This window comes from Streptomyces sp. DvalAA-14 (genome assembly GCF_900091855.1).
GTDB lineage: Bacteria > Actinomycetota > Actinomycetes > Streptomycetales > Streptomycetaceae > Actinacidiphila.
Map to the genome: position 1 here is coordinate 1 of NZ_FMCH01000080.1, position 4604 is coordinate 4604.

The 4604-nt window shown below is 74.3% G+C and carries 4 protein-coding genes; 1 reads left to right on the plus strand and 3 read right to left on the minus strand.

Features of this window, described 5'->3' with window-relative positions; translation table 11 throughout:
- The 3 genes from GA0115240_RS04125 to GA0115240_RS04135 all read right to left on the minus strand — a co-directional run.
- The coding region (locus tag GA0115240_RS04125) for a D-alanyl-D-alanine carboxypeptidase family protein (protein WP_107407091.1) at positions 1–1060 on the minus strand (1060 nt) is incomplete at its 3' end.
- A 130-nt stretch (positions 1061–1190) separates the two neighbouring features.
- The gene (locus GA0115240_RS04130) at positions 1191–2036 is read right to left on the minus strand and encodes an MBL fold metallo-hydrolase (RefSeq protein ID WP_093735278.1); all 846 of its coding nucleotides are present in this window, start codon (positions 2034–2036) and stop codon (positions 1191–1193) included.
- A gap of 33 nt (positions 2037–2069) precedes the next feature.
- Positions 2070–3071 (minus strand): LLM class flavin-dependent oxidoreductase, encoded by a 1002-nt coding sequence (locus GA0115240_RS04135; protein WP_093735279.1) that lies wholly within the window; start codon positions 3069–3071, stop codon positions 2070–2072.
- A gap of 200 nt (positions 3072–3271) precedes the next feature.
- Here GA0115240_RS04135 and GA0115240_RS04140 point away from each other — a divergent pair, with 200 nt between their 5' ends.
- Entirely contained in the window at positions 3272–4531 is a 1260-nt protein-coding gene (locus GA0115240_RS04140) for a transglycosylase family protein (protein ID WP_093735280.1), read from the plus strand.
- Positions 4532–4604: the final 73 nt, after the last annotated feature.

The following is a 4604-nucleotide window of genomic DNA, read 5'->3' on the forward strand; positions in this document are numbered from 1 at the left end:
CGGCCGGGCGGGCCGGGTTGAGGGTGCCGACGGAGGTGGTGCGGCCGGCCGCGGCGAAGCCCCAGTCCAGCAGCCGCGCCGCCTCGTGGTAGACGGCCTGCGGCAGCCCGGACTGCGGGTTCATCACCGTGACGATGAGGGTCCGGCCGCCCCGCCGCGCGGCGGCCACCAGCGTGTTGCCGGCGTTGGTCGTGTAACCGTTCTTCACCCCGATGATCCCCGGGTACGGCGTCACGCCGTCGGCCCCGGTCAGCAGCCGGTTGGTGTTGCGGATGCCGAAGGACTTCACGTACTCCCCGTGCGCGTCGTAGCCGCCGGGGAACTGCGCGGTCGCGGTCGCCACGTAGTCGGCGAAGTCGTGGTCGGCCAGTCCGGCCCGGCCGAACACCGCCAGGTCGAAGGCGGAGGACACCTGGCCGGGCTCGTCGTAGCCGTCGGGGGTCACCACATGGGTGTCGTCGGCGCCCAGCATCTTCGCCTTGGCCTGCATCTGGGTCACCGTGCGGGCCACCGAGCCGTTCATGTGCGCCAGCACGTGCACCGCGTCGTTGCCCGAGCTCAGGAAGACGCCGCGCCACAGGTCGGCGACGGTGTAGGTCTGCCCGGTCTGGACCCCGACCAGGCTGCTGCCCTCGCCCAAATCGGCCAGGTCGGCGTCGGTGACCTTGTGGGTGGTCTCGCGCGGCAGCCGGGGCAGCACGGTGTCGGCGAACAGCGTCTTGAGGGTGGAGGCGGGCGGCAGCCGGCGGTGCGCGTCCTTCGCCGCCAGCACCTCCCCGGTGCGGACATCGCAGACCGTCCAGGACAGTGCCGACAGGCCGGACGGCAGCGCGGGCACCCCCGCGTTCGGCCGCACCTGCACACCGGGTTCGGACAGCAGCGAGCCGCTGCTCGCCGCCGGGGCGGCGGGGCCGGCCGAGCCGTGCCCGTCACCGGAGGAGGCCGCGGCGGGGAGCGCGGCCACGGCGGTGAGGCAGCAGGCCGCGGCGACCGCGCCGGCTGCCCGGAGGGGGGTACGGACCCGGCGGGGACGCGGGAGCGGGGGACGGAAGGCAGTCATGTCGCCCACGGTGGATCGTCCCCGCCGGACCGGCACGGCGGAAAGGCCCATCCGGATGAGCGCGCGGTGCCTCCGGGTGACGGGGACGGCCGCTGTCCGACGGGCCGTCATCGGCCGGGCCGACGCGCCGTCACTCCTCGATGTGCAGCAGGAAGTCGGCATGGCGGTGGATGCCGGGCCGGCCCGCCGCGTCGGTCAGGGCCCGGCGCAGCGCGCGCAGATGCCCCGGGTCCATCTCCAGCGGCGGTTCGTCCGGCTGGTAGGTGGTGCCGCGCGGATAGTCGTCCCCGGGCGTCGTGGTCATCTCGATGTGGCAGCCCAGCAGCTGGGTCACCGGGTGGCGCTCGCAGAAGGCCAGCAGCCGGTCCACCGTCGCGGTGTACGCCGCCAGGTCGCGGACGTAGAGGTGTCCGGGGTAGAGGGTGTCGCCGGTGAAGAGCATCCCGGTGCGGCGGTCGTGGAAGACCGCGGCGGCCGGCTCGTGCCCGGGGCCGGGGATGACGTCCAGCACCCGGCCGCCCAGATCCAGCGAGGCGATGCCCTCCGGCCAGTGCGGCAGCCCGAAGAAGGAGGCGACCGCCTCCGGACCGGTGCCGACCGTCACCGTGTGCGGCCGGTCGGCGAACTGCCCGTCGCCCGCCGTGTGGTCGCCGTGCCCGTGGGTGTGCGCCACCACCAGGCCGTAGGAAGGGCGCGGGTGCAGTTCCAGCCACCGCGCCACCTGCTCGTCGACCACCCGGCGCAGCGGGAAGTACGACCGGTCGGCGGTGGCGCCGGTGTCCAGCAGCAGCGCCCGCTCCTCTCCCAGCAGCAGGAAGAGGAACGGCGCCTCGAAGTGCACCGACATGTTCTGCCGCAGGATCACGGTGCTCTCGTCGTAGGCGTGCACCTGGATGTCCGGCGCCGGGTCGTGCTTGGCCGACGGCCATCCCGCGTGCCAGCGCACATCGAGCCCGCCGCGCTGTCGTTGGCTCATCCGACGACCCTACCCGCCGTCCCACCCACCGCTTCAGCCGCGCATCCGGGCCAGCAACCGGTACGATTCCAGCAGCTCAGCGCGGTCGTAGCTGCTGGTCGTCACCAGGAACTCGTCGGCCGCGCTGCGGGTCAGCAGCGACTCGAGCGCCTTGCCGACATCCTCGGGCGTTCCGTGCACCTGCCCGGTCATCGCCTGCTCGAAGCGCTCGCGCTCCGGTCCGGTCATGGCGCGCCCGGCGATCGACGCGTACGACTCCAGCGGCGGGAAGACCCCGTGGGTGCGCGAGTACGCCGTCGACCACGCCTCCGAAGCCAGCAGCCGGCGCGCCCGCTCCCCGTCCGCGGCCACCGCGACCGTCCCGGAGAGCACCACGTACGGCCGCGCGGCCCAGGGCGACGGGCGGAAGGCGGACCGGTAGCGGTCCACCGCCCGCAGCAGCGCCTCCTCGCCGCGCACCCCGCCGATCACCAGCGGCAGACCCTTGGCGGCGGCCAGGTCCGCGCCGCTGCCGACCGCCAGCAGGAACGGCGCCGGCCGGAGCCCCTCGGCGGGCAGCGCGTGCACCTGCGGATACGTCCGCTGCTCGCCGGTGAACCAGCCGAGCAGCTCGGTGAGCTGCTCGTCGAAGACGTCCGCGGCCTCCTTGCCGTGCCCCAGTGCCTTGCGGATGCCGTCGGTGAAGCCCACCGAGCGGCCCAGGCCCATGTCGATGCGCCCCGGATGGAGGGCCTCCAGCACGCCGAACTGCTCGGCCACCACCAGCGGCCGGTGGTTCGGCAGCATCACCCCGCCGGTGCCGACCCGGATCGTGCCGGTGGCGGTGGCGATCGCGGCGGCCAGCACGGTGGGGGCGGACCCGGCGACCCCGGGCACGCTGTGGTGCTCGGACACCCAGAAGCGCCGGTAGCCGAGCGTCTCGGCCTCCCGCGCGAACGCCACGGTGTCCCGCAGCGCGCGCGAGGGCTCCTCGCCCGCACGGACCCGGGAGCGGTCGAGGACGGAGAACGGGGTGTCGCGCAGCACGGAACTCACCTCTTTTTCAACGCCGCGCGCGCCCGGGGATTCCCCGGATCCGGGCCGCGGCCCCGCCAGCAGGGCCTTTTCCGGGCCGCGCCCGGACCCGAGTCCCAGGGCCCGCCACTGTCCGACCTGTGCCGGTGCGGGCACTCTTGTGGCGCGGTCGGCGGGGGGCCTATCTTTGGCGCGCCCGGCCACCGGAGAGGACTGCTGCCATGCCCTTACGCGGACGCCACCGCCGTTACCGCCCGAACCGGGTCTCCCAAGCGTCGCTGACCGTCACCGCGGGCGGCGCCGGGCTGGCCCTCCCGCTGATCGGACTGACAAGTGCCCACGCGGCCGGCGCCGGCGTCTGGGACAAGGTCGCCAGCTGCGAGTCCTCGGGCAACTGGAACACCAACACCGGCAACGGCTACTACGGCGGCCTGCAGTTCGCGGCCAGCACCTGGAAGTCCTTCGGCGGCAGCGCCTACGCGCCGCGCGCCGACCTCGCCACCAAGAACCAGCAGATCGCGGTCGCCGAGAAGGTGCTGCGCAGCCAGGGCCCGGGCGCCTGGCCGGTCTGCTCGGTGTCGGCCGGGCTCACCCGGCAGGCGGCGTCCGCGTCGCACATCGTGCGGGTGCCCGTCCAGAAGGCGAAGGCCAAGCCCGAGCCGGCGGTCGCGCACCGTCCCGCGAAGCCCGCTCCCGCCGCCCAGCACCCCGCGAAGACGCCCGCCGCGAAAGCCGGCAAGGGCGCGCACCCCGCCGGGCACGAGCACTACACGGTCGCCAGCGGCGACACGCTGTCCCAGATCGCCGCCGACGAACAGGTCCGCGGCGGCTGGCCGCAGCTCTACGCCGACAACCGCGCCGTCGTCGGCGGGGATCCCGATCTGATCTTCCCCGGCCAGCACTTGGCGCTGACCGCCCCGGCCAAGAGCGCGCCGGCCAAGAGCGCGCCGACCCCGAAGGCCGCCCCGAAGAGCGCGCCGAAAGCCACCCCGAAGCCGAAGCCCGCGGTGAAGCAGGCCGGCGGCACCCGCACCCTGGAACGGCAGACCAAGCCGGTCGCCGCCCCGAAGCACAGCGGCTGGACGCTGCCGGTCGAGCACGCGCCGATCGGCACCCCTTACGACGCGGCGGGCAGCAGCTGGGCCAGCGGCCTGCACACCGGCGTGGACTTCCTGGTCTCCACCGGCACCGCCGTGCACTCGGTGGCGGCCGGCAAGGTCGTCACCGCCGGCTGGGGCGGCTCCTACGGCTACCAGGTCGTCATCAAGCACGCCGACGGCCACTACAGCCAGTACGGGCACCTGTCGCAGATCTCGGTGAAGGCCGGCCAGCAGGTCACCGAGGGCCAGCGGATAGGCCGTTCCGGCGCCACCGGCAACGCCACCGGCCCGCACCTGCACTTCGAGATGCGCACCGGACCCGTCTACGGCGACGACATCGACCCGCTGCGCTTCCTGCGGGCGCACGGAGTGTCCGTCTGACGGGGTGTCCGTCCGTCCTTCCGGGGCCCCGGTCGTCCTTCCGGGGCCCTACGGCTGTTCGCCGGCCGCCACG

Excerpts from the sequence above, each read along its gene's own strand:
- GA0115240_RS04130 (WP_093735278.1), bottom strand. The coding sequence starts at position 2,036 with ATGAGCCAACGACAGCGCGGCGGGCTCGATGTGCGCTGGCACGCGGGA.
- GA0115240_RS04140 (WP_093735280.1), top strand. The coding sequence starts at position 3,272 with ATGCCCTTACGCGGACGCCACCGCCGTTACCGCCCGAACCGGGTCTCC.